This window comes from Bradyrhizobium sp. HKCCYLS3070 (assembly GCF_051167575.1).
GTDB lineage: Bacteria > Pseudomonadota > Alphaproteobacteria > Rhizobiales > Xanthobacteraceae > Bradyrhizobium.
This window is the reverse complement of sequence record NZ_JBNPTI010000006.1, coordinates 39,824-63,267: the sequence shown is the minus strand read 5'-3', so window position 1 is coordinate 63,267 and position 23,444 is coordinate 39,824. Positions and strand designations below refer to the sequence as shown.

General features: G+C 63.2%; 19 protein-coding genes and 1 pseudogene. 8 read left to right on the top strand and 12 right to left on the bottom strand.

Going from position 1 to position 23,444, the window contains the following annotated elements:
- The first annotated feature begins 250 nt into the window (after positions 1–250).
- Positions 251–1,240 (top strand): zinc-dependent alcohol dehydrogenase family protein, encoded by a 990-nt coding sequence (locus ACQR03_RS20210; RefSeq protein WP_315753513.1) that lies wholly within the window; start codon positions 251–253, stop codon positions 1,238–1,240.
- 22 nt (positions 1,241–1,262) lie between these two features.
- Positions 1,263–2,807 (top strand): AAA family ATPase, encoded by a 1,545-nt coding sequence (locus ACQR03_RS20205; protein WP_434841795.1) that lies wholly within the window; start codon positions 1,263–1,265, stop codon positions 2,805–2,807.
- A 40-nt stretch (positions 2,808–2,847) separates the two neighbouring features.
- Here ACQR03_RS20205 and ACQR03_RS20200 read toward each other — a convergent pair whose 3' ends face one another.
- Together ACQR03_RS20200 and ACQR03_RS20195 are read right to left on the bottom strand one after the other, a co-directional pair.
- A complete protein-coding gene (locus tag ACQR03_RS20200; protein ID WP_409998682.1) occupies positions 2,848–4,521 on the bottom strand; it encodes a PHA/PHB synthase family protein in 1,674 nt (557 codons plus the stop codon).
- A gap of 209 nt (positions 4,522–4,730) precedes the next feature.
- Positions 4,731–5,093 carry a hypothetical protein gene (locus ACQR03_RS20195; RefSeq protein ID WP_315825132.1) on the bottom strand — a complete coding sequence of 121 codons (363 nt, stop codon included), beginning with the start codon at positions 5,091–5,093 and terminating at the stop codon, positions 4,731–4,733.
- A 162-nt stretch (positions 5,094–5,255) separates the two neighbouring features.
- Here ACQR03_RS20195 and ACQR03_RS20190 point away from each other — a divergent pair, with 162 nt between their 5' ends.
- Positions 5,256–5,984: a CBS domain-containing protein gene (locus ACQR03_RS20190; RefSeq protein WP_315753506.1), complete on the top strand. Its 729-nt coding sequence runs from the start codon at positions 5,256–5,258 to the stop codon at positions 5,982–5,984.
- A gap of 55 nt (positions 5,985–6,039) precedes the next feature.
- Here the strand turns inward: ACQR03_RS20190 and ACQR03_RS20185 are convergent, their stop codons facing one another.
- The 4 genes and pseudogenes from ACQR03_RS20185 to ACQR03_RS20170 all read right to left on the bottom strand — a co-directional run bounded on the left by ACQR03_RS20185 (position 6,040) and on the right by ACQR03_RS20170 (position 9,779).
- On the bottom strand, positions 6,040–7,302 hold the full coding sequence (locus ACQR03_RS20185; RefSeq protein WP_315712958.1) for a CaiB/BaiF CoA transferase family protein: 1,263 nt from the start codon (positions 7,300–7,302) through the stop codon (positions 6,040–6,042).
- A gap of 193 nt (positions 7,303–7,495) precedes the next feature.
- Positions 7,496–7,957: a GNAT family N-acetyltransferase gene (locus ACQR03_RS20180; protein ID WP_315753505.1), complete on the bottom strand. Its 462-nt coding sequence runs from the start codon at positions 7,955–7,957 to the stop codon at positions 7,496–7,498.
- Between the two features lie 412 nt (positions 7,958–8,369).
- Positions 8,370–8,894: pseudogene (locus ACQR03_RS20175) on the bottom strand (phage terminase large subunit); the annotation flags it as partial.
- A 33-nt stretch (positions 8,895–8,927) separates the two neighbouring features.
- Positions 8,928–9,779 carry a hypothetical protein gene (locus tag ACQR03_RS20170; RefSeq protein WP_434841794.1) on the bottom strand — a complete coding sequence of 284 codons (852 nt, stop codon included), beginning with the start codon at positions 9,777–9,779 and terminating at the stop codon, positions 8,928–8,930.
- Between the two features lie 240 nt (positions 9,780–10,019).
- On the opposite strand from ACQR03_RS20170, the gene ACQR03_RS20165 reads away from it, so the two are divergent.
- The gene (locus ACQR03_RS20165) at positions 10,020–10,274 is read left to right on the top strand and encodes a hypothetical protein (RefSeq protein ID WP_434841793.1); all 255 of its coding nucleotides are present in this window, start codon (positions 10,020–10,022) and stop codon (positions 10,272–10,274) included.
- 289 nt (positions 10,275–10,563) lie between these two features.
- On the opposite strand, the gene ACQR03_RS20160 is transcribed toward ACQR03_RS20165, so the two are convergent.
- Positions 10,564–10,989, bottom strand: a complete 426-nt coding sequence (locus ACQR03_RS20160) for a hypothetical protein (protein ID WP_434841792.1) — start codon at positions 10,987–10,989, stop codon at positions 10,564–10,566.
- A gap of 337 nt (positions 10,990–11,326) precedes the next feature.
- Positions 11,327–11,590 (bottom strand): hypothetical protein, encoded by a 264-nt coding sequence (locus ACQR03_RS20155; RefSeq protein WP_316169731.1) that lies wholly within the window; start codon positions 11,588–11,590, stop codon positions 11,327–11,329.
- Positions 11,591–12,269: 679 nt separating this feature from the next.
- Here ACQR03_RS20155 and ACQR03_RS20150 point away from each other — a divergent pair.
- Complete coding sequence (locus ACQR03_RS20150) at positions 12,270–12,455, top strand: hypothetical protein (protein WP_315753501.1); 186 nt, start codon at positions 12,270–12,272, stop codon at positions 12,453–12,455.
- A gap of 31 nt (positions 12,456–12,486) precedes the next feature.
- On the opposite strand, the gene ACQR03_RS20145 is transcribed toward ACQR03_RS20150, so the two are convergent.
- Both ACQR03_RS20145 and ACQR03_RS20140 read right to left on the bottom strand, forming a co-directional pair.
- Positions 12,487–13,425, bottom strand: a complete 939-nt coding sequence (locus tag ACQR03_RS20145; RefSeq protein WP_315753499.1) for a hypothetical protein — start codon at positions 13,423–13,425, stop codon at positions 12,487–12,489.
- 100 nt (positions 13,426–13,525) lie between these two features.
- Positions 13,526–17,383, bottom strand: coding sequence for an ATP-binding protein (locus tag ACQR03_RS20140; RefSeq protein ID WP_434841791.1), 3,858 nt, complete (start codon positions 17,381–17,383; stop codon positions 13,526–13,528).
- A gap of 165 nt (positions 17,384–17,548) precedes the next feature.
- Here ACQR03_RS20140 and ACQR03_RS20135 point away from each other — a divergent pair, with 165 nt between their 5' ends.
- Complete coding sequence (locus ACQR03_RS20135; protein WP_316201808.1) at positions 17,549–18,853, top strand: NRAMP family divalent metal transporter; 1,305 nt, start codon at positions 17,549–17,551, stop codon at positions 18,851–18,853.
- 196 nt (positions 18,854–19,049) lie between these two features.
- Complete coding sequence (locus tag ACQR03_RS20130; RefSeq protein ID WP_434841850.1) at positions 19,050–20,681, top strand: NAD-dependent malic enzyme; 1,632 nt, start codon at positions 19,050–19,052, stop codon at positions 20,679–20,681.
- A 55-nt stretch (positions 20,682–20,736) separates the two neighbouring features.
- Here ACQR03_RS20130 and rocF read toward each other — a convergent pair whose 3' ends face one another.
- Positions 20,737–21,711, bottom strand: coding sequence for an arginase (gene rocF / locus ACQR03_RS20125; protein ID WP_315825134.1), 975 nt, complete (start codon positions 21,709–21,711; stop codon positions 20,737–20,739).
- A 194-nt stretch (positions 21,712–21,905) separates the two neighbouring features.
- Between rocF and ACQR03_RS20120 the strand changes: the two genes are divergently transcribed.
- Positions 21,906–22,166 carry a hypothetical protein gene (locus ACQR03_RS20120; protein WP_434841790.1) on the top strand — a complete coding sequence of 87 codons (261 nt, stop codon included), beginning with the start codon at positions 21,906–21,908 and terminating at the stop codon, positions 22,164–22,166.
- A 10-nt stretch (positions 22,167–22,176) separates the two neighbouring features.
- Here the strand turns inward: ACQR03_RS20120 and ACQR03_RS20115 are convergent, their stop codons facing one another.
- Complete coding sequence (locus ACQR03_RS20115; protein WP_410051240.1) at positions 22,177–23,367, bottom strand: OpgC domain-containing protein; 1,191 nt, start codon at positions 23,365–23,367, stop codon at positions 22,177–22,179.
- Between the last annotated feature and the right edge of the window lie 77 nt (positions 23,368–23,444).

Sequence of the window (23,444 nt, the reverse complement as noted above, 5' to 3'; positions counted from 1 at the left end):
TTGCACGTCCAACATCAGTTGGTGAAAGGCGGGTGAATCCCGGAGATTGATCTTAGTTTCAATCCGCAGCGGGTCTAGCGCGACTTATCATCCCAGCATAGTGACGGATGCAATACCGCTCCGTTCCCCGACCGCACCTGCCGGCTCTGCTCGGTAGGCCGCAGTATTCGAACCAAGTCCTTGATGAGCATCAAACGATTGCCGGGCTGATTATCTTATTACCCTGCAAATTCGTCCGGGAGGCTCTCCGATGCGAGCGATGGTTCTGCGAAAGCCTGGAGCGCCTCTGCAGCCCGAGACACTCGCGGACCCCGATCCTGGTCCCGGTGAGATCCGCGTCAAGGTCAGGGCATGCGGTGTGTGTCGCACTGACCTGCATGTGTTCGACGGTGAGCTCCCCGACATCCGGTATCCGATCATCCCCGGACACGAGATCGTCGGTCATGTCGATCAGATTGGTCCTGGTGTGACGACGCACAGGCTCGGCGAGCGCGTCGGAATTCCATGGCTGGGGCACACATGCGGCCACTGCACGTTCTGCGCACGTGGCATGGAAAATCTCTGCGACCAGCCGACGTTTACCGGCTATACGCGCGATGGCGGCTATGCGACCCACACCGTCGTCGACGCAAATTATGCGTTCCCGCTCGGAGGTCTGGAGGATGACGTCGCCACCGCACCGCTGTTGTGCGCCGGCCTGATCGGCTGGCGATCCCTGGTCATGGCAGGGAACGCCGAGAGGCTTGGCATCTACGGATTCGGCGCGGCCGGTCACATCGTTGCCCAGGTGGCCCGCTGGCAGGGGCGCCAGATCTATGCGTTCACCCGCGAGCACGACGAGGCTGCGCAGGATTTGGCGCGCCAACTTGGCGCCACATGGGCCGGAGCGGCGGGCCAGCGTCCCGATGTTGCTCTGGATGCGGCCGTCATCTACGCGCCGGCTGGCGAGCTCGTTCCGGCCGCTCTGCGGGCTGTTCGGAAGGGCGGCCGGGTGGTCTGCGCAGGTATCCATATGAGCGACATTCCGACGTTCCCGTATTCCCTCCTCTGGGGCGAACGCCAGGTGGTGTCCGTCGCCAACCTGACGCGGCAAGACGGTCTCGATTTCCTGCGAGTCGCGCAGCAGGCTCAAATACGGACCCATACGACGCCCTATCCGCTGTCCGACGCAAATGACGTTCTGGCTCGCCTGAGGCGGGGTGACGTCGTCGGCGCGGCGGTGCTCATCCCGGACTTTTGAATTGAACGTGGCAACACCGCCCATGGCATCACCATCCGATCAGGAACTGGTCTTCTCCTTCTTGGGCAATACCGCCCGACATCCAGGTGTCCGCCGGATCGACACGCACGCGGCTTCCGTGTTTCTGATCGGCGACCGCGCCCTGAAGATCAAGCGCGCCGTTCGGCTGCCATTTCTGGACTATTCGACGCTCGATCGGCGCAAGGCCGCGTGCGTAAAGGAAATGGAGATCAATCACCCGTTTGCTCCGGACATCTATCTGCGTGTCGTCGCCATCACCAAGGCGCCAGACGGGTCATTCGATGTCGGTGGATCCGGCACTCCGGTCGAATATGCCGTCGAGATGCGTCGCTTCGATGACAGCCAGACGCTTGATCATCTTTCTCGCCGCCAGCAGTTGGACGTCGGATTGGGCGAGCGTCTGGCAGAGACGATCGCAGCGTCGCATGCAGTCGCCGTTCGGAGCTCCTCCAATCTGTGGACGGAGTCCATTCCAATCTGGATCGACGCATTCGTCGCCAGCTTTCGGACAGTCTCGCGATTTGGCGAAACGGAGGTCGAAGAACTCCGCGTCCTTTGCCACTCGGCCTTCGCGCGGCTCCGCCCCCTGCTCGAGCAACGTGCAAAGGACGGGCACGTGAAACGCTGCCATGGCGACCTCCATCTGGCCAACATTGTCCTCATTGACGACAAGCCGGTGCTGTTCGACGCCATCGAGTTCGACGACCGAATAGCCACGATCGACGTCCTGTACGACCTCGCCTTTCCACTGATGGACCTCTTGCACTTCGCGCAGCCGGTCGCTGCAAGCCACCTCTTGAACCGCTACCTCTCGACCGCAGCGCCCGACCAGACCGAAGGATTGGCTGCTCTGCCTCTGTTCATGGCGATCCGGGCCGCCATCCGTGCACAAGTCTTTGTCGCAAGGTTCGACCGCCTTGATGCTGAACACTCGGACGCAGATCGCTCCGCAACGATCGAGACCGCAGAGAGCTACTTTCAACTTGCGCGCAGCCTGATTCGGCCGGCGGAGCCGAGGATGATCGCGGTCGGAGGCCTGTCGGGAACGGGGAAATCTGCGCTCGCCCGGACTCTCGCTCCTCTCTTGGTTCCTCCACCGGGAGCAATCGTGTTGCGCAGCGATGTGCTGCGCAAGCAACTGTCTGGCGTGAAGGAAACCGAACGCCTCCCAGCTGAGGCCTATACGCCGGAATCGAGTGCACGAGTCTATCGAGAGTTGACGACGCGGGCCAGCCGCGTGCTCTCACAAGGTTTCACGGTGATCATCGACGCCGTGTTTGCACGTTCGGATGAACGGCAGGAGATCCATGATCTCGCGAAACGGCTGAAGGTGCCCTTTGCCGGCCTCTTCCTCGTTGCAGATTTGCGCAGCCGGCAGGAGCGGATTCACCATCGAGTCGCCGATGCGTCCGATGCAACGGTCGGGGTTGCCGAGGATCAGGAACACTACGATATCGGTGGTCTCGATTGGCTCCAGGTCGATGCGTCAGGCACGGCTGAGACGACATTGGACCGAAGCCTTTCATTGCTCCGGGCCAGCGCCTAAGTCCGACGGGATGGTGCTCCTTGGCCGCAACATGCGGCGATCACGTGTGCACGTAGTCGCCCGGCGCGTCTCCAAGATCATTCGAACGATCTGTCCCGACTTGCGGCGGCGCGCCCGGCGCTCCCGACTGCTGTCCGAGCCATGTTGTCCAGGCCGGCCACCACGATCCCTCCAGCTTTGGAGAGCTGCTCTGCCACTCGTCCGGCCCGAGATAAGGAGCGTCGGCAGCCTTGGTCCGCATCTGATGGGAGCGCCCCTGCTCGCCCGGCGGCGACACGATGCCGGCATTGTGGCCGCCGCTCGCGAGCACGAAAGTGACGTCAGCATCAACCTCGTAATGGACCTTGTACGTCGATTTCCAAGGCGCAACGTGATCACGCAGCGTCCCGACGACGAACATCGGCGTGTGGATATCGGAGAGCGAAACAGGCTTCCCCTCGACCCGATACCGCCCCTCGGCGAGATCGTTGTTCAGGAAGAGCTTGCGCAGATATTCGGAGTGCATCCGATACGGCAGCCGCGTCGCATCTGCGTTCCATGCCATCAAGTCGCTCGGGTTTGCGCGCTCGCCGAGAAGATAGTCGCGCGAGACACGAGACCAGATCAGATCGTTGGAGCGCAGCAATTGAAATGCGCCCGCCATCTGGGTGGTATCGAGATATCCACGCTCCCACATCATGTCTTCGAGAAAGGCGACCTGGCTTTCATTGATGAAGAGCGTCAGCTCTCCCGCTTCCGTGAAATCGGTCTGGGCCGCAAACAGCGTGATTGTCTTCAGACGCTGGTCGCCATCCCGTGCCATGGCTGCCGCCGTGATCGAAAGAAGCGTTCCCCCGAGACAATAGCCTGCGGCATGGACCGGCGTATTCGGAATGATCGTTCCGATCATGTCCAGGGCAGCCATGACGCCCAGCGAGCGGTAGTCGTCAAACGCAAGATCCCGGTCTTCCGCTCCGGGGTTTCGCCAGGAGATCATGAAAACCGTAAAGCCCTGGTCGGTCAGGTATCGGACCAGCGAATTGTGCGGCGACAGATCCAGGATGTAATACTTCATGATCCAAGCCGGTACGATCAGGACCGGCTCTGGTCGCACCTTCTCGGTCGTCGGCATGTATTGAATCAGCTCAATCAACTGATTGCGAAGCACAACCTTGCCCGGTGCCGTCGCGACAGTCTTGCCGACGACGAACTCACCATTGCTCGATATCTTTCCCGGCTGCATCACCTGCATGATATCGGCGAGCCAGTTCTGCCAGCCGAAGATCAGGTTCTCGCCACCGCTTTGAAACGTCCTTTCCAGAACTTCCGGGTTGGTCGCTGCAAAGTTCGATGGCGCTAAAATGTCGAGCAGTTGACGAATTGAAAAGTCGACGACGGCTTCGTTGGCGGGGTCGACACCACGAATGCCGGTGGTCGCCTTGTGCCACCAATCTTCTCCAAGCAGGAACGCCTGGGCGAACAAGTTGAACGGTTGGGCCGTCCATTGCGGCTTGGAAAAGCGATGATCGTTGGCCTGCGGCCTGATCAGATCCCAAGGACCGCGATTGGGATCCGCAAAATGCAATGACCGTTCGGCAACCAGCTTCGCGCCGTTCCAGGCGTCTCGGACGATCTCGATTTGACGCTGAGGCGCAGCCGCCAGATGGCACACCCAATCCAGATACGCCATCGACAGAGCAGCCGGCGATATCCCCGCGGTGAGTCGAGCCAGCATCGCGCTGAACGCCTTGTCCAGCTCGTGGTCCTCGCGCCGAAATGCCCCGGAGCCCGCGTCGGCTTCCTGACAGAGCGACCTTGCGTTCGATGTAGCGAGCCCCCCCGCCGGCTTCAAAGAGGTCTCTACGGAGACAACGGCCTTGCTCCGGTCGTTGTCGGTTATTCTCTCACGCTCCCGCGCCTCGAGACGCGACACACCCGCACTCTTCAGTTTCGCCACCGTTGCCCCATAAGATTCACGCTGGCATCAATCAGGCGTTGCCCGTGCTTGAAGAGTCGATCGCAATCCCGCCTGACGAAATCAATCTGATGCCGTCCACATTCCTGAACCATCGCCTGGATTCCCATCACGGAATGCACGCCAGCCAGCTTCGACACGAACTCGGCCAGCAGATGCGTCTCCGTACGCGCGCGATCCAGCACTTCGTTGCTGGCAAACAGAACCTCCTCCATGACGATCTGCTGCGAACCAACTAGCAGCTCAAGTGCGTGCTTGTTGGAGAGAGCGACACGTTCGGACAGTTCGGCCGTTTCGTCGGCCAGGATCTTGGTCCCGGAGAACTCGGACATGGGCACCTCTCCTCTCGCTGGATCAGAATGCTTTATAGCTGCAATTCAATGCCAAGACCTTGAGCTGCGTCAATGACGGCGGCGGCACCTCCTTTGACCTGCGTCAATTCAAGACCGTCGCAGCGGGTTACTTTTTCTTAGCCTTTGACATTGGAGTTCGCTATGCGCGCCCATCAGATCATGACCCGTCCCGTCATCACTGTGACCCCTGACACTTCCATCGTGGATGCGGCAAATATCATGCTTCAACGGCACGTCAGCGGCCTTCCAGTGGTCGACCCCGGCGGAAAGCTGGTGGGCGTCGTCTCGGAAGGCGATTTCATTCGCCGAACGGAGATCGGCACTGGGCGAAAGCGCGGCCGTTGGCTGCGATTCATTCTCGGGCCCGGAAAGTCGGCCGCCGACTTCGTCCACGAGCATGGTCGCAAAGTGTCAGAGGTGATGACCAAGTCTCCCTTGACGATCACCGAAGACGCCGCGCTGGCTGAGATCGTGGAACTGATGGAAAAGAACCACGTGAAGCGGTTGCCCGTGGTCAAGGGAGACCGGGTGATCGGCATCGTGTCACGGGCGAACCTGCTGCAAGCGGTTGCCGCGCTCGGGCGGCAGGTTCCAGATCCAACGGCCGACGACGATCACATCCGCAACCGCGTGATCGACGCCCTCGAGAAGAACGACTGGTGCCCGTTCGGATTGTCCGTCATCGTCAAGGACGGTATCGTTCATCTGAGCGGCGTCATTACCGAAGAGCGGTCGCGGCAGGCGGCGATCGTTGCCACCGAGAACATCTCTGGCGTCAAGAAGGTGCATGATCATCTGTGCTGGGTCGACACCATGTCGGGCATGTATCTGAACTCACCGGAAGACGATGAGATGGCCAAAGCCGGCTGATGGCTGCTGAGGACGCTGCCGCTCTTCTTCCGTGTCCGGCACCAGTGACGATGCCTTAGGCTCCCGGATCGTTGCGTCCGAACGCCCCTACCTGACGCAGGGCTTCGATCTCCTGCTCGGTGTACCGAAGCCTGTCGCGCAGAATTGCGGCCGTATGCTCTCCCAGCCGCGGCGCCGCCGTGGGCTCGACGGTCGGTGTGAGCTTCATGGTGATTGCCGGCTCGACGTTGGGTATCGAGCCTGCCGTCGGGTGCGGAATACGACAGGTGCGGTCGCGCATCCGGACCTCGGCCGCGTTGAACGCCTGTTCGACCGTTCGAACGTGTCCAACCGGAACTCCAGCCTGGTTCATCCGAGATATCCAGACATCCATCCGTTCCGCGGCAAGGATGTCGGCGATGAGGCCGCGCAGTTGCGCACGGTTGACCCATCTCGCTCTTCGCGTGGCAAAGCGAGGATCGCTCAGGAGATCCGGACGACCAAGTACCTCCGTTGCCAACCGGCGGTAGAGTCGATCGTTGGCACATGCGATGTAGAGCGGGCCATCTGACGCTTCAAAGACGCCGACCGTCGGAGAGTCGTTCGGCGAATTGCCCGTTCGCGTGGGGTTCACGCCGCTCATCAAATACGCCATTCCGGAGAAGCCCGTCATCGCCAAGGCGATGTCGAACAGCGCCACTTCGACGTGCTGCCCGCGACCGAGCCGCTGCCGGGCGGCAAGTGCCAGCAGGATGGCATTGCAGGCGGACATGCCGGTGGCCAGATCAACGATCGGAGGACCGGTCCGCACCGGCGGACCGTCGGCGAAACCGTTGAGGGACATGAACCCGCTTTCCGCCTGGGTGATTGGATCGAACCCTGATCGCCACGCGAATGGACCTGAGCGTCCGTAGGCCGAGATCGAGCAATAGATCAGCCCGGGATTGGTGCTGGACAGTGTTTGATAGTCCAGCCCGAACCTCTCCATGACGGACGACGAGAAATTCTCCACGACGATGTCGGCCTTGGCGATCAGCGCACGAGCGACGTCTCTGGCCTGCGGTATCGTGAGATCCAACACCATACCGCGCTTGTTCCGGTTGAGGCTGAGGAACGCCGCGCTCTCTCCGCCGAGCTCGGCGTGCTCGTATGCGCGGGTATCGTCTCCCGTGAGCGGCTGCTCGATCTTGATCACCTCGGCGCCGAAATCGGCCAGCGTCTGTGTACACGCCGGCCCTGCGACAACGCGCGTGAAGTCGATCACCAGCAGACCCGCCAGCGCGGTTGGCGCGTCAGGCGGCCGTGGCGCACGCTCTGGCAGGGTGACCTCGGCCGGCATCCCAGAGTCCTTCCCGCTGCTTTGATCGTCTGAAGCGATCTTCCGTTAACTGCCGGGCGCGGCTTGTCTCCAACGTCCGACAACGCATGGTTAGCTCAACGACGGCCGCAAAAAAAGGCCCGGGTCGGAGCTGTCGGACCGGCTTAATTCTGCTGCAGCGCAATGCAATCTGCATGAGGCGTCGGTCGACAGCTCACCGGCCGATCATCTTGCGCCAATAGAGCGAGTTCCCCCAGGCCCAGGGCCGGCCCGGTTGGAACAACACATATCCGCACCGAATGGAATTGTTCGCGGAGACAATGTTGCAGGTCGTGTCCGAAACGATGCAATCCAGGCCCGAGCGACGCGCGCGCAGTTCGATCGCACGCATCAGCCGCCGCTGCAGGCCGTAACCACATCGCTCTTGGAGAACACCAACCCTCGAAAGATAGGCTATGCCTTTGCCGAGGGATGACGGCACCATTCCTGCAAAGGCGACGGGCCGTCCGAGCTCGGTCGATATCCACCATTGTCCGCTCTCGAAATCGGGCAGAGGCGCGCAATCGAGGAATGTGCGCGCATGGAGCTCCTTCAAGGTGTCGAGGACGTCAGGCTCGCAAGCGTCGACCTCCCTGATGCGGAAGCGGCGGCCTCGCCGTGAGATCCTGGCTGGCACGGCATCACCTTCCGAGCACGACTTTGATGCCGAGCCAGATCGCACCGATCAGACCGGTCGCGATGACCGTGATGACGGCCTTGAACGTATAGCTCTGAGCCTGCTCCACGCTCTTGCGCCAGCGCCGCAGGTGCTGGAAATCGGCTCTCATTTCGTTGCCGACCCACTGCACGATCCAGATCGTGAACGCGTCGGCTGTGGCGCCGGCGCCCCCGATATCGACGAAGGCGCGCAACGGCAGCAGCGGATCCGCCGCCAGCTTGCCGATCCGCCCGTCGCGCTTCGCTTGCGCCAGCAGATCGGCGAAATAGGCTCCTTCGAACGCGCGCACGTAGTCGCCCTCCCAAATGTGCTCGTAACGGTCGGGATAGAGCGCGAGGTCGAGTCGGCGCTCTTCGTCAAGCACCGCCGGAAGCCACGGGTTGTCGCGCCAATTCGCCTTCACCACGACCGCCCCGTCCGGCTTGCGGCTGCGCAGGAAATCGTCGACGGCATCCGACTTGCGGCGAGGATTCCAACTCGCCCACAGTTCCGAGCGCGGCGCGCGGATCGTCGGCCGCAGCAACGCCAGCGAGCGCGCGCTCAGGGTCTGTGCCTCGTCGATCCAGGCGATGCGAAATCCCTCCAGCGACTTGATCGATTCCGCGGTGTGATCCTGCATGCCGCGAAAGATGATGAGCCCGTCGCCCGGCGTCGCGATGCGGTCGCTGAACGACCGAAAGCCTTGGCCGAGGCCGAGCGCCGCGATCTTGTCCTCGATCAGCCGCTTGGATGATTGCGCCAAGGTGCGTTGCGCCTCGCGAATGCAGACGGCGAGCGTACCTCGTTCGGCCTGGCAGGTCTCGACCAGCAGTTCGCCGAAGAAGTGCGACTTGCCCGAGCCACGCCCACCGAACGCGCCCTTGTAGCGAGCCGGCGCGAGCAGTGGCTCGAACACTCTTGCGGTGAGGATTTTCAGCGTAGACAATGATCACCTGCTTCTGCCGGGCGGCTGCGCGGTCCACGGGCCCGACAGGAAGGGCACGGGCGGAGCCCCAGCATCGAATACGGATTGATCCGTCGGAGTCGACTGCCGCGATCGAAGACGGCGTACGGGCTGACGCTTGTCCTCGATGGTGAAGCCCGACTCGGCCTGCCTTGGCACGGCGGCTCCTTCCACCGGATTGATCCAGTCTCCAAACCGCTCATCGAAGAGGGCGGCGGGCACGGATCGCGCGCCGCTGTTTGATTGACCGGGAAACCGTCCCAATCGCTCGGAAGGAGTGTCCGCTCCACCGCCGACGTAGGCGTAGTCCTTCTGAATTCCACGAAGGGCGTCAGGAACTGGCAATCCGGTTCGTGCCAATCTCCGCGCTTTTGGATCCTTCCCCAACGTGTCGGCTATGTCGGACAGATACTCGTAGTTGGCTTGCGGAACCGGATAGAGGTGCTTTCCGAGACCTGCAGCTTCGGTGATCCGGTTCACGATCGAAGTACAGATGCGGGGGTCTTGTGAAAAACGAGCAAGATCCCAGCCATTGTAAAAGAGAGGCTCGGCACTGAGCTTTGCGATCTCCCCACGGGCGAGATCCGCTTGCCGTTCGGTGATTGGAACTGTGAACGTTGCGTATTGGCCCTCATCCGCAACGCTGGAAAAGTCGTTCGGTGGCGCCTTTCCATCCTGCATCGAATGAGCGTCGAATCTTCCCTTGTCAGAAATCGAACCATGATGCTCTGGCCCGAATCCCGCATACACCTGCCCGGTCGGATCATTGACGACGACGGCGGCGTGCCCCGGCAGGCCGGGATTGATCTGAAATGTGAGCGAGTGTCGAGCGGCCATAGTCGCCTCCGTTTGTGTTGATAGAGATTGTTGAATGAACGCTGCCTGCTCGCCGCGAGCGCAGTTGGACGCGACGTGGTGGCGCAGCTATCCATATGAACGACGCCGGCGGCTCAGCGTCGGGCTCATTCATCTTGCGACCGCGAATGTTGGAGCGGGCAGTCCGTCCTGCGCCGCTATGCGGATCGGCGCTCGCCGCGCAACGAGGCCACCGGTCGTCGCGTCGTGCGACTAATCCCGATGGAATCGTTTGATCAAACGGGCGTCGATCCGGTCCAGGCCAGGACCAATGCGTCTGACAGCCAGACGCCAGAGACTATGAAGCATCCATCCGAAAAGATACGACACAAGCAGGCTTACGGGGAAATAGAAGAGATAGCTATTCATCCAACTATCGATATCGAAGGGCGGATCGTGAAGACCCAAGGCTGGCCACAACCAACCAAGGATCATCCCGGCCGGAAGAACAGCCATTTCGGCCAGCAATACGCTTGACTTCAAGCCGGCGAAATATGACAGGCAGCTGAACACCAGAAAGTGCACGGCGTAGAGGGCCGAAGCGATCAGTCCCCCCTTATTAGGTCGCACAATACGCCTCCTCTACCGCGCAACGCATGCGGGCTACCGAAGTGCTGAGGCTCGTCGCGACAAGTGTCATCCGACGGCCTCCAGCCTCTGAGGCGAGGGGCGAACGAGGACAGTCGCACGAGCTGAGCTCCCCTGGAACAAAAACAGAACATCAGATTACGGAGGAATTGTCAACGGCCAGCTCCCACGCGCCCGATTACTTCGCCAAGCGCTTTTGTAAGAATGCGAGATAGACGGTTCCAATCCGTCCATTCCACGAGAATGGGGTCCTGACGAAATCATCGTGCGGTGACCACATGCGCTGATAGATCTCCAACCGCGTCAGGCCGGGTTTGATGGTCGCTCGAAATTGCTCTTTGGCCTCGAAGGTATAACAGCAGTCAGGCGGTCCTTTGACAATCATCTCCAGCATGGCAACGCCTGCTTCTGAATAGAGGACGATTTCAACGTCCAGACCGGCAGCGTGGAAGCGGCATACGCCGACCTTTTCGCAATCGTTGAGATTGCCGCTGTCCGTCTCTCCCTTGGCTTCAACCGCATAGCTGATGAGGACATCGCTTGCGACAGCCGCGCGGCACGATAATCCGAAGAGCAACAGCCAGAGAGCAAGCAGCCGCTTCAAGACACTCACAACTCGCGCCGGCCGAGACCATGCTGATGCAATCATGTTGATGACCCGAAGATATCCAGACTGCGATTTCCCACGGAAAGAAACGACGCGGGGCGACGTTCGCATCGAGAACAAAGCTCGAACAGACGCGCGTCGGCGTCAAGTCGGCCGGCTCCGACTTTTCCTACTTGTTTGGGCGCTGAGTCCGTCTTGACACACTATTTCGGGCCGACGCGTTTTGATCTGGTTTCGCCACCGTCGCGGAAGCCGGGGTGAACAGCAAGCCGCCACTCAATTGAACGTCGATCTTCCGATCGTACGAGCGCACACGCCTCACCCACCACCGGGATCACTCATCCTCCTGTGCATCGTCCTCTCCATCCGGATGCACGATGACACGCTCGATGCGGTGGATCAGCTCGAGGGCGCCGTCCTCGCTGTTCTGCAGCGCCTGAGGCGCCTTCCCCCAACCGCGGTCGAGGATGGCGTTGGCGGCGGACACGCGCGCGGCATGTGTCGCCTTCGGCGAGCGCATCACGCCAACCAGCGTATTGATCGCCGTCTTGGTGTGGCTGCGGGCCATCGAGCGAATTTCGGTGATCGTCTTCGACATGGTCAAGTCCGGTATCATGGATGATGAATGCGAGGTTGGTGATCGTCACGAGATCGCATCGGCGGCTGCGATCATCACCAGGCCGATCAGGGCGAGCGCGATGAGATAGGCGGTCATCTTCCCCTCTCTCCTGGGCGAAGGAAAAGTGCGGCAGATCGCAGCCGAACGCGCGATCGTTTCAGGCGCGAACCCTATCCCTCGGCTCAAACAAGGGACCGCTGCGGGCGGAGCGACGGTCGCCACGCCCACGCGCCGGCCCGTTCGCGCGGGCCAGCGAGTAACCGGATGTTCGAAGTTGTCTTCGCGCCGGCGCGCGATGAATTGCCGGCGATCATGGTCGACAGCCGATGCCGGCCTGCGCTGCTCACGTCAAATGCCCGTGGACAACCCGACATCATCTTTTCGGAAAATTCGATAATAACACTATGCCGGTGATTTGCCCGACGTGTCAAATTTGATCGAAATGCAGCAGTCAGGCCTTGCGATTTCGATAACCGCCGCTCCAAATCCGGTCCGAGCGAACAAAAAGCCCGCTGCCGAGTTCGCGGCGCGGGCTCTATGATTTCTTCGACGATGGCAAAATGCGCCTGATTTGCCCGACGTGTCAAGCGCAGATAGTTGCGCCGGCCGGCAACGCAACTTCAGCCCGTCGGGCGCGGCCGGCGGAGGAGATCTTCCGATGTATGTCGTTGCGGTCGTGCTCGCCGGCTTGTCCGCCCTGTTCTATGTGGCGAGCCAGCACCAGCTCGGAGCGGTCGGCGCCGATGTCTGTCAATATGGCAGCCTGTTCTGCGACAAGCCGCACTACATGATGACGGGCGCGTTGCTGGCCGCCCTCTGGGGCAAGTTCGTGAGCATGCGCTGACACGAGCCGGCGCGAAGCTTCGATCAACCCGTCAGTTCTTGATCGCGTAGAGCGGCGTTCTCACCGTCAGCTGGTAGACCGGCTTCGGCGCCCAGGCGATCTGCGCGGTGATGCCGAACAGCCGGTTGTCGTCATCGTCCATGCGGTCGAGATCCAGCCTGACCAGCGGCTGCGTGTAGGGCGCGATCGGCGTGACAGCAAGCAGCTGCGCACCGCCGAACGACTGGAGGCCGACGCGCGCGGAGACCTTCCAGTTGTTCTCCCACTGATAGAAGCCGCCGACATAGCCCGCCGTCGTGCTGCCGACATGCGCTAGCACTGAGTCGACCTCGACATGGGTATATTGAACGCCGGCGAGCCAGCCTTTCATCTCATCCGGATCGAGCGCGTATTTGGCTTCGATGACGGTGTTGAACGAGGTCGTCGCCAACGGCGCGTCCGGCACCGACCGGGTCAGCGTCGACTGCAAGGTGAGCGTCGGAAGCGCGCCGCCGTTCTGCTGATAGACATCGGCCTGGAAGCCGAGGAACCAGCTCGTGACCGCCACGTCGGACCAGCCGGACAGGCCGTTGTACGACGTGCTGCCGGTGAAGCCCGCGTAGAGCGACAACGCGTCGCCGAGATCGACCGTGAGCGGAACGTCGACGCCAAGGCCCTGGTTGGTCGGAGCCGACAGTTGCGGCCGTCCTGGCAAGGCTGGACGGTCGAGCAGCTTGCGCAAGGTCGCGAGCTGCGACAGAGTTCCGAACAGGGAGGTGTCGCCAAGGCCCGTCGACAATGCTCCGCCGGGCACATAGGCGTAGTTCGTGCGGAAATCGATGTAGACGTTGGCAAGGCCCGGCGCCGGCGCGTCCGCCTCATCGTCCTTGGCAAGGGCGCCGCCGCTCGTCACCAGCGCCGCGCCCGAGACAAGAGCGAATATCCGCCGCTGCGCCCGACCGCCACGCAGCCGCCATTTCTCGTCTGCCATGAGACTTCCCCCGGAGACCGAAAATACGCCGGTCCGGCGCGATCCTTCAAGTGCGGATCGCGCGAGGCCCACCATGGTCAGGGGAAAGCTGCCGCGGTTCTCATGCCGACGACGCCGGCTTCGCGCCTGCGGCTCGCGCGGCCATGACCTGCCGCAGCACGCGCGACAGCTCGTCGACCGAGTAAGGCTTCTGGATCAGGCTGAAACCGTGGCGGTCGCCGTCGGCGAGGACATGGCTGTAGCCGCTGTTGAGCACGATCGGGATCATCGGCAGCCGCCGGCGGATTTCCTGGCCGAGCGTCACCCCGTCCATGCCGGGCATCACGACGTCGCTGAGCACGAGATCGAAGCTCTCGGGATCCTCGTCGATCATCCGCAGCGCATCCGTTCCGCTGCGCGCGAGCACCGTTCGGTAGCCGAGATCCTCGAGCAACTGCGTGGAGAACTCGCCGATTTCCGGATTGTCCTCGACGACCAGCACATTCCAGCGCGCGGCGAGCTGTTCGGGACCCTGCTCGCTCCGCTCGCGCGGTCCCAGCGGCTTGTGCGTCAGCGGGAGCAACAATGTCAGCTTCGTGCCCTTGCCGAGCTCGCTGTCGACCAGCACCCGTCCACCGGACTGATGAACGAAGCCGTAGACCTGAGACAGGCCGAGGCCGGTGCCGCGCCCAACGCCCTTGGTGGTGAAAAACGGCTCGAAGATTCGGTCGATCTGATCCGGAGGAATGCCGGATCCGGTGTCGCTGACGGCGATGGAGACGAACGACGACTGCCCGGACTGACCGTCCTCTCGGACGATCTCGCCGCGAATGGTCAGGACGCCCTGCCCCTCCATCGCATCACGCGCATTGGCGACGAGGTTCACGAGCGCCGTCTCGAACTGATTGATGTCGACGTCGACCGGAAGCGGCCGCAATGCGAGGTCGAGTTCGATCACGGCCGGCGCTCCGAGGACGGTCTGCAGCATCTCTTCGATCCGCTCGATATGCCCCGCGGCATCGAAGACGCGGCGCTCCATCGGCGTCCGCCGCGCGAAGGCGAGCAACTGTCCGGTGAGCTTGGCGGCGCGATCCGCCGTGTCCGAGATCGCATCCACGTAGCGCCGCATGCGCTCCGGGGACAGCTGGCGCCGGCGCAACAGGTCGGCCGACGACCGGATCACGGTCAGCAGATTGTTAAAGTCGTGCGCGACGCCGCCGGTGAGCTGGCCGATCGCCTCCATCTTCTGGGCCTGGCGGAATGCTTCCTCCGCCTTGCGCCGTTCGGTCAGCTCGACCGCCTCGGGCACGATGGCGGCCACCTGTCCGGTCTCGTCCCGCACCGGCCGCATCTGGAAGTCGAACCAGCGCGAGCCGCCGACCGGCAGTTCGAGCTGCAGCTCCTGGCGCGCCCCGTCGCCGCGAGCGACGGCGTCGACCAGGGATCTGATCACCTCGGGCATGCCGGGCGTACCCGCAAACCACGGCGTCTCCCAGAATGGCAGCCCCGCGACCTCGTGCAGCGGCGCAGCGATCGCTTCGAGCGAGGTCGCATTGGCGTCCAGAAGCGTCCCATCGGACGAGAGCAGCGCTTGGAACGTGTAGCTCGCCTCGAAGATCGTCCGCAGCCGCGCCTCCTTGGCCTGCAGCTCCGCGGTACGCTCGGAGACCTGCGTCTCCAGACGCTCGTTCAGCTCACGCAGCGCGATCTCGGCCTCGTGCCGCACCCGCGACAGATCGATATTGGCGCGCACCCGCGCCAGCAGCTCGCGCGCGCTGAACGGCTTGGTGAGATAGTCGCTCGCCCCGGCATCAAGCCCCTCGACCTTGGCCTCCTCTCCGGCGCGCGCCGACAGCATGACCACAGGAATGTCGCGAAGCTGCGCATCGCTACGCAGCGCTTTCAGCAGGCCGAAGCCGTCGAGCCCCGGCATCATGACGTCGGTCAGCACGAGATCGGGGCGGCGCTGTCGGACGGCCTCCAGGGCCGCCATGCCATCGCTGACCGCCTCCACGTCATAATCCTCGCCGAGCAGACGGCGGACGTAGTCGCGCATATCAGGATTGTCGTCCGCGAGCACCACGCGATCACGGGCCGATGCCGTCGCGGAGCGAACTCCCAGGTCGTCGGATGATGACGGGTGAGGAAGCTCGAACGGCACACCGCCGTTCAACCACCCGAGCGCCTCCTCGATGTAGGCTTCGGCACGGACGTTGGTAACGGCCAGGACACGGGAAGGTCCGATCTGGCCCGCTGGCAGATGCGCCGAGCCTAGCGGAATTCGCACGGTGAAAACCGAGCCGCGGCCGAGCTCGCTGTCTACAGCGATCTCCCCTCCATGAAGCCTCACCAGCTCCTGAACGAGAGCGAGACCGATGCCGCTGCCCTCGAAGGATCGGCCGCGCGCGCCTTCGATGCGACGGAACCGTTCGAACAGGTGCGGCAGTTCACTGGGCGGGATGCCGGTGCCGGTGTCGCGAACCCTGAGCTCGGCATGATTGCCGTCAGTGGACAAGCCGATCGACACCGCGATTTCACCTTCGAAGGTGAACTTGAACGCATTCGACACCAGATTGAGAACGATCTTCTCCCACATGTCGCGGTCGACATACACCGGCTCGGACAGGGGCGTGGGGTCGATGGTGAGACGCAGGCCGGCAGGATCCGTCGCCGAGCGGAAGTTGGACACGAGCTCGGCCGTGAAAACCGCAAGATCGATCGGCTCGAAGTGCGCGGTCATGCGGCCGGCCTCGATGCGCGAAAAGTCGAGCAGAGTGTTCACGAGCTTCAACAGGCGAATGCCGTTGCGGTGGATCAGGCTGAGGACGGATCGCGCGTCGGAGGTGAGTTGGGCCTCGTCGCGGCCGAGCAGGTCTTCCAGCGGGCTCAACATCAGCGTCAGCGGCGTGCGAAACTCGTGGCTGATGTTGGAAAAGAACGTCGTCTTGGCGCGGTCGATTTCGGCCAGCGCTTCCGCCCGACGCCGCTCTGCCTGATAGGCCCCGCCATTGCTGACGGCCGCTGCAATCTGCCCCGCGACGAGGTTCAGGAAGCGGGCATAGCTCTCGTCGTAGAGACGGAACGGATTGAGACCTGCGATGAGGAATCCGCCCCGTCCGGCTTCCCCCGACGCGGGCAGCGGAAGCACAACGGCGTGCTGTGGCGGCTGACGCCATCCGCCGGTCGGAAAGCTGAGGCCGAACCGCCGCGGAAGGTCACGAACCAGCACCGCATCCTGCAGCTTCAGCGCTTCAGCCAGAGGCCACGTTCCCTCCGGCTGAATTCTCAGCCTCGGCTGAACGGCAGGATGATCGCGGTCGATGCCGGTCAGGGCCTCCAGTCGCGCCGCCTCGCCGTCCGGGTCGGTCATGTAGATCATTGCGAACGGCAGGTCGCGCGACTCCCGCGCCAAGGCGTCCGCGCAGCTTGCGCAGGCCTGATCGATGCTGCGGGCCCCGGCCCCGGCATTTGCCAGTTCGCGCAGCAACGAGAGCTGGCGCTCGCTGATCACGCGCTGAGTGTCATCGGTGTTCGCGCAGAAGATTCCTCCGGGTGATCCATCGTCGTCCGGAATGGGACTGTAGGAAAATGTGTAGTACGTCTCCTCGGGAAAGCCGTTGCGCTCCATGATCAGGAGTTGCGCCTCGACATAGGTGCCCTGATCACCGCCGCCGGCCTTGGCCAGCAACGGACCGATGTCCTCCCAGATCTCGTGCCAGACTGCAGAGATCGGTCGGCCGAGAGCCCACGGATGTTTGCCGCCGATGATGGTCTTGTAAGCATCGTTGTAGAGATAGATCAGCTCCCTGCCCCAACCGATCCAGATCGGCTGTTGGGATGTCAACATGATCCTGACGGCCGTCTTCAGGCTCTGCGGCCAACGCGCCGGCGGTCCGATCGAGGTGCTCTCCCAATCGAACCGCAACATCAGTCCGGCCAGCTCACTGCCTCCGGAAAAAAGCCTCTCGCGCTCGGCCATGCCGAGCTCCTGATCGTGCCCTGTTTGTCGCTGGTCCGGCACGCGCTCCCCCTGGTCGAAATCCGACGTGATCTGGAACGCTGGTAATCTCCTCCGGTTCCGGAGCCGGGAACAAAAAGGGGTCGTGCGACTTCGAGAGACATACACCGCCGGGGGAGCGCTGCCATGGCCACGACCATCGGATCTGAACCGAACAAGCCGAAACGGTCGCTCTGGAGCGTATTCCGGCTGTTGGGTCCAGGTCTCGTGACCGGTGCCGCCGACGACGATCCGTCGGGAATAGCGACGTACTCCCAGGCCGGCGCGCAGTTCGGCTACGGGCTGTTGTGGACGGTCTTTCTGACAGCGCCTTTCATGATCGCGATCCAGCTGGTGAGCGCGCGCATTGGCCGTGTCACCGGCAAAGGGCTGGCGGCCAACATCACCGCGCTTGCGCCACGCGGCATCGTCTTCGGCCTCGTCGCGCTCCTGGTCGGCGCCAACACCTTCAACATCGCAGCCGACATTGCGGCGATGGCGGAGTCGCTGTCGCTGGTGATCGGCGGTCTCAATCATGAGCACGCGCTGATCTTCGCCGCCGGCTCGACGCTGCTCCAAGTATTCCTGCCCTACCGCCGCTACGCACCCTTCATCAAGGTGCTGACCCTCAGCCTGTTCGCCTACGTCGCGACCGCCTTGATGGTCAAAGTGCCCTGGAGCACGGCGCTGCTCGCGGCGGTTTGGCCCAGCTTCTCGACGGAGGCCAACTATCTGCTGACGGTGGTGGCTGTGCTCGGCACCACCATCAGCCCCTACCTGTTCTTCTGGCAGGCCTCGCAGGAGGTCGAGGAGATGAACCAGGGCAAGGTCGACCGTCCCTTGCGCGAGCTGTCGAAGAAGGACCACCCCGACCTCCGACGGATCAGGATCGACACCACGATCGGCATGATCTTCTCGAACGCGATCGCGTTCTTCATCATCGTGACGACCGCCACGGTGCTGCACGCGCATGGCATTACCAAGATCGACTCGGCGACGCAGGCGGCCGAAGCCCTGCGCCCGCTCGCGGGCGACTTCACCTTCCTGTTGTTCGCGCTCGGCATCATCGGGACCGGCATGCTGGCGATCCCGGTGCTGGCGGGCTCGGCGGCATACGCCGTCGCCGAGATCTTCGGCTGGCACGCGACCCTGGAGGCCAAGCCGGACGAGGCGGTCGGCTTCTACAGCATCATCGCTGCCGCCACGATCATCGGCTTCGGGCTCGGCTTCACCGGCATCGACCCGATCCACATGCTGGTGTGGAGCGCCGTGCTCAACGGCATCGCCGCCGTGCCGATCATGGCGATGATGATGGTGATCGTGTCCAATCCCAGGCTGATGGGCCGCTTCCGCGGACGGACCTGGCTGATCGCCCTGGGGTGGATGGGGACAGGTATCATGGCCATCGCCGTGCTGGCGCTGCTTTGGTCATTCGTCACGGGCCGCGCCTAGCGGCCATCGCATTTTCCTCTGCGTGGGCTGCAACGCAGTTGCACAACGTCATTGGTGCAATGCGGAACGTAAACTGTGTTAACAGTCCCGTTCCCGCCATCCCGCCGCGATTGATGCCGATCAACGCCGGGCGCGCTCCGGTATGGCGGTGCTCGAACAAAGGACCTCGGAGACTGCCTTGACCCAGCCGCAACGCATGAGCGCATCGACGCTACCCCCCTATTCTCCGCGCGGACTTGCGCTGCTGCGCGATCCGCTGCTCAACAAGGGCACCGGCTTTACCGAGCAGGAGCGCGATGCGCTCGGCCTGCGCGGCTTCCTGCCCGCCGGGGTCATGTCGATGCAGGCCCAGGCCGAGCGGATCCTGGTCAATCTTCGCAGCCTGTCCAGCGACCTCGAGAAGTACGTGGCACTGAACGCACTGCATGACCGCAACGAAGCGCTGTTCTTCCGGGTGGTCTGCGACAACATCGACGAGATCCAGCCGCTGATCTACACGCCGACCGTCGGCCTCGCCTGCCAGAAATTCGGCCTGATCTTCCAGCGTCCGCGCGGCCTGTTCATCTCGGCCAATGACCGCGGCCGGATCGCGGAGATCCTCGCCAACTGGCCGTATCGCGCCAAGCTCATCGTCGTCACCGACGGTGAGCGCATTCTCGGGCTCGGCGATCTCGGCGCCAACGGCATGGGCATTCCGGTCGGCAAGCTGTCGCTGTACTCGGCCTGCGCCGGCATCCATCCGGAAGAGTGCCTGCCCGTCATGCTCGATGTCGGCACCAACAACGAAGAGCTTCTGGCCGACCCCTACTACATTGGGCTGCGCCAGAAGCGCCTTACGGGCGAAGCCTACGACACGTTCGTCGACGAGTTCATGACCGCGGCCCGCGCCGCCTTCCCGGGCGTGCTGATTCAGTTCGAGGACTTCGCCAATCACGCCGCATTCAAGCTGCTGCACAAATATCGCGACGACGCCTGCGTCTTCAACGACGACATCCAGGGCACGGCGGCGGTGGCGCTTGCCGGCCTGTTTTCGGCGCTGCGCATCACCGGCGGCAAGCTCCGCGACCAGACGGTGCTGTTCCTCGGGGCCGGCGAGGCGGCCACCGGCATCGCGGATCTCGTCGTCTCCGCCATGATGGCCGAGGGCCTGTCCGAAGCAGAGGCGCTGCGGCGCAACTGGCTGACGGACTCGCGCGGCCTCGTCATCAAGAGGCGAGAGAACCTGCACGGCCACAAGCTGCGCTATGCGCACGACCAGGCGCCGATCGCAGACTTCCTGACCGCGATCAGGACGCTGAAGCCGACCGCGATCATCGGCGTGGCGGCCGTCGGCGGCGCCTTCACGCCAGAAGTGCTGCAGGCCATGGCCGAACTGAACGAGCGACCCATCATCTTCGCGCTCTCCAACCCGACCTCGAAGGCGGAATGCTCCGCGGAGTCGGCCTATCGCTATACCCAGGGCCGCGCGCTGTTCGCCTGCGGCAGCCCCTACGATCCGGTCAAGCTCGACGGCAAGACCTTCGTGCCGCGCCAGGGCAACAACTCCTACATCTTTCCCGGCGTCGGCCTGGGTGCCATCGCCAGCGGCGCGCGGCTGGTGACCGACGAGATGTTCATGGCCGCCGCGCATACCCTGGCGAACTGCGTCACCGGCGCCGATCTTGAGCAGGGCAGCCTTTACCCGGCGCTGCCGCGCATCCGCGAGGTGTCTGCCTATATCGGCGCCGCGGTGGCCGGCGTTGCCTATCAGAACGGGCTCGCCACAGGGCCTGCGCCGAACGATCTGCTCGGCTTCGTCGAGTCGAAGATGTACGACGCCCGCTACTGAGCCCGAGATCGCGGATGCCTCGGGCTCACCGAGGTCGAGTGAGGAGGCATCCGCTCTATTGATCCGGAACGATCGCATTGCTCGGCGTCGGCCGGTCCGTGATCTGCTGACCGAACAGGCTGGCGACCAGTTCGACGGCGACGCGCGCGGTCTTGCCGCGCTCGTCGAGGAACGGGTTGAGCTCGACGATGTCGACCGAACGGACCAGGCCGGAATCGTGCAGCATCTCCATGATGAGATGCGCCTCGCGATAGGTCGCGCCGCCCGGTACGGTCGTGCCGACGCCGGGGGCGACCTCGGGATCGAGGAAGTCGACATCGAAGCTCACATGCAGGACGCCGTTCCGCGCACGAACCTTGTCGAGGATCCGGCGCATCAGCACGCCGACGCCGAATTCGTCGATGGCGCGCATGTCGGCGATGCTGATACGCCGGAGACGCAGCAGTTCCTTTTCCGCTCTGTCGATCGAGCGGATGCCGAACAGCTCCAACTGATCTGGGGTGATGGACGTGCGTGCCTCGTCGCCGAGCAGACCATCGAGACCCGGCTCGCCGCACAAGAACGCGGCGGACATGCCGTGCATGTTCGCCGTGATGGTGGTTTCAGGCGTGTTGTAGTCGGCATGTGCGTCGAGCCAGAGCACGAACAGCTCCCGCCCGATCTCGCGGCAATGGCGCGCGATCCCGTTCACAGACCCCATCGACAGCGAATGGTCGCCGCCGAGGAACACCGGGATGGCGCCGGTCTGCGCCAGCTCTTGACTGCGACGCGCCAGCACCCGCGACCAGCGCTGGATCTGGCGATAGTGCTTGGCCTTCATCGGGGGCTCGTCAACCTGCTCCGTGATGTCGGCGATGCCGACGTCGCCGTAGTCGGTGACGTCGAGCCCGAGGCTTTCCAGCACGGTGACGAGACCTGCGGTGCGCAGCGCAGCAGGCCCCATCAGCGTACCGCGGACCGACGCGCCGAGATCGATCGGCGCACCAAGGACGGCGATGCGATGTGGCGCTGTAAGGTCTGGAGAAGCCAAGACGGAATCCTTTCATCGACGGCCGGTCGCCCAGCGTAGCGCGATTTTGCACCGCATGCTTCGCCAGCGACGTCTCGGTCCATGGGAACCAATCGCATCAGCCGGCATTTTCAGGAGCATTACATTCGCCCTCGGCCGAATCGCGTCGGCACGGGGGTGCCAATCCGACGAGCCGCGGCAAGAAGGCAACGACAGTGAACAGCGAAACGTTCGAAACACCTCCACAGCCGGGCGTTGCCGAACGCGCGCTCGACACCGCGACGGACATGTCACACACACTCGGCGAGGTGGTGGGCACGCTGGGAGCGGCCGTCGACCGACTGAGCGAAGCGGCAAGGGCCGCGCGGCGGCCGGGGACCGCCCTGTCGACCATCAGCGCGATCACCCGCGAGGTGCCGCTCGCGAGCCTGTTCGTCGCCTTCCTGCTCGGGGTCACCGTCGCACGCCGGCGTTGAGGAGCGGTGGTCAGAACAGCCGCGGCCCGCGCCGGTCGAGCTGTGATTCCCATGTCAGCAGCGTGGCCGCGATGGTCATGATCGCGATCCCGGCGACACTGATCAGCAGCTGCATCGCCAACCCGCTCGCCACGTCGGTCAGAATGACCTGGCCGAGGAAGGCCAGCAGCACACCCTGGCAATAGATCGGGAGCGAGTTCTCGCCGCACCTGATCATGGCCGTCATCAGCGGACGAATCGGCCCCTTCCAGTCCCGCGGCGCCAGCCGCGACACCACGAAGGCAAGCGCCAGGAAGTGCAAGAGCCGCACCGGCGCCAGGTGGCTCTTGTAGATCGGATAGATCAGGCCGTTGATGGCCGACGGGATCAGGTTCTCGAGACTCTTGAACTCCCAGCTGAGCGCCATCAACAGGCTGAACGCGAGATAGGTGATCGCCACGATCAACAGCGCTCGCGAGTCGAGGAGCGGACGCAGGCGCGTGGTGCCGGCACAGCCGTACCAGGCGCCGATCACGAACAGGAACTGCCAGGCGAACGGATTGAAATACAGTTCGCCGCTCGGCCATGCCGGCACCTGCCAGCTGAACAGCTGAACCATCATGTAGAGCAGGAATGAAAGCACCAGCGTCAACGTCGCGCTGGTGATCATCAGCCACAGGATGACGGGAAAGCAGATGTGCAGGATTGCGAACGTCAGCAGGATGTCGGTGTTGACGGGCGCGAATTGCAGCAGCGCCACATGCACCAGCGTGGGCCCGGGCTCGCGAAAGAAGAAGCCGGTGTTGGTCTCGTCGACGAAGCGCGTGCCGCCGCCGATCACCCAGACCAGCGCCGCATAGGCGAGCAGCAGCACCAGGAACGCCGCATAGATCTCCCAGGCGCGCCGCAGCGCCCGCACCACCGTGGTCGCCCAGCCCTGCTTCGGCAGCGCTCCGCCATAGGCGAGCATGCAGGTGTAGCCGGAGACGAAGACGAACACCTCGGAGGTGTCGCTGAAGCCGTAGTTGCGCAGCGTCAGCCACGCCAGCGAATTGTCCGGAACATGATCGATGAAGATGAACCAAAGGGCGAGCCCCCGGAACGCGTCGACCCGGAGGTCACGACCTCGGTTGCCGTTGCCGGCTGCCACGCTATCTGTCTTCGCCAGCTCTTGATCATCGGCAAGCAAGATGGACCTCGTCTCGGGATGGCGGACTAACATCGACTCCGGCATGTCGTGCCTTGATATCTCCTGCCGGCCATCGATCGGAACTCGAATCCGCCACACGCGTCGTCCGC